General features: G+C 59.1%; 1 protein-coding gene. It reads right to left on the bottom strand.

The window, feature by feature from the left end; translation table 11 throughout:
- Positions 1 to 72: 72 nt before the first annotated feature.
- Positions 73 to 1,494 carry a group II intron reverse transcriptase/maturase gene (gene ltrA / locus JNA92_RS25565; RefSeq protein ID WP_241807218.1) on the bottom strand — a complete coding sequence of 474 codons (1,422 nt, stop codon included), beginning with the start codon at positions 1,492 to 1,494 and terminating at the stop codon, positions 73 to 75.
- Between the last annotated feature and the right edge of the window lie 434 nt (positions 1,495 to 1,928).

Genomic DNA, 1,928 nt, shown 5'->3' with positions numbered 1-1,928 from the left:
AATCGAGTAGGAGGCGGGTTCACACCCGCCGTCCTCTCACACCACCGTGCGTACGGTTCCGTACACGGCGGTTCAGGCTATGCGGCTAAGCCGGTTGATCGTATCCAGTATCGAGACCAGTCCGAGTCGATCCCATAGTTTCTTCGGCAGCGCCTGATTCATATGTGGCGCCCCCGAGTTCCACCACGGGCCTCGGCCGTTATAGGCCGATTTACAGGCACGCTCTTCGCTTAAGCCCAGACGCATCAGGTTGCGCGCCCTCGTAGAGGGCTGCTTCCATTGGCGCCAGATGGCACAGCGGAGTTTGTGCCTGACCCAGCCATCCAGTTCCTCAAGTGGCCGTTTGCTCTGGCTGAGCTTGAAGTAACCCGCCCAGCCTCGTAATACAGGGTTTATCCGCTCGATGGTATTTGCCATCTTGCGACCCCGTGCACCGCGTAGCAACTCTGCGAGCCGGTCGCGCAGGCGACCCAGGCTCATCGTTGCCACCCGCAGCCTTGGCTGCTGATGCCAGCTCATCCCATAGCCCAAGTAGTCACACTTCCAGGCTCTCGCGACTCGACTCTTCTTCTGATTCACCGTCAGTTTCAAACGTTGGTTCAGGAAGCGCTCGACACTGACCAGTACTCGCTCGCCAGCCCGAGGACTGCGCACATAAATGTTCGCGTCATCGGCATAGCGCACGAAGCGATGGCCCCGCCGCTCCAGTTCGCGGTCAAATTCATCGAGCAGGATATTCGACAGCAGCGGCGAGAGCGGGCCGCCTTGCGGCGTCCCTTCCTGCCGTGGGCTAACGACACCGCCTGACATGACTCCTGCTTCAAGGTAGCGACGGATAAGCCTAAGTACGCACTTATCTTTGACCCGGCACTCGATACAGGCCATGAGGATGTCGTGGTTGACTCGATCGAAGAACTTTTCCAGATCGATTTCCACGCACCACCGATGCCCCGATGCCACATGGGCACGGGCCATCTCGACAGCTTGATGTGTGCTTCTGCCCGGACGGAAGCCATAACTGTAGTCCGAGAACAGTGGGTCGAAGATGAGCGTGAGCTGTTGCTGCAAGGCTTGCTGGATCAAGCGGTCCACGACGCTGGGGATTCCCAGTTGCCGTGTGCCGCCCTGCGGCTTGGGAATTTCAACCGCTCGCACTGCTTGTGGATGGTATTCACCGGCCAGTAGCCTGGCCTTGAGGGTTGGCCAATACTGTTTCATGTAGCCCGCCAAGTCAGCGACCGTCATGCCATCGGCACCCGGCGCTCCCTTGTTGCTGACCACGCGTTGATACGCACGTCTGAGGTTGGCCGGTGCAAGCACCCGCTCCATCAGCGTGTCCGGCTCCGCGTTCGTCCACGTTACTGACGCCGTCGATACCTTTGCACTGTCATGCATCATCCTCAGCTTCTGGCCGGGACTCGGGATGACAGTTTCCGCTGTGGGAAATTTCTGCATTACGGCTACCAACGAGACAGTGACGCCTACTGGCGGCATAACCTGTTCGGCCCTTGGTGGCGCGGTTAACCGCCACTTACTACGGCTTCGGCTGACTTCTGCATGCTCATCCCGTCGCCTTACGACGCTCGGTAGCACAAAGGCAAGCGTGCAGATCTCCCAGGGTAATTCGCGCGACCTTCCTGCTTATGCCTGTCGGATTTACGTCACAGCGTTCCGTGCAAGTATTGGGCTTTGAAGATTGTTGCCTTCTTACCCCGCTGCGCCGCCTAATCCGCTTCCTGTTCGTCAGGCCAGCATTTTGCCTCGGGCTTCCTTCAGATTCGCAGTCGCCTGCGACACCCTTGCCTCTGGCTAACACTTCCCCTTGCCGGGTGTGTAGAGGACTTTCACCTCCAAGTCACCCACTCGGCCACCACAGCCAAGCGGGTTGCGCTGACGCGCAACGCGCCATGCCTGGCGCACAACAAAAA

It is taken from the genome of Pseudomonas putida, from assembly GCF_022627325.1.
GTDB classification, from domain to species: Bacteria; Pseudomonadota; Gammaproteobacteria; order Pseudomonadales; family Pseudomonadaceae; genus Aquipseudomonas; species Aquipseudomonas putida_X.
This window is presented reverse-complemented; position numbering and strand designations above follow the sequence as displayed.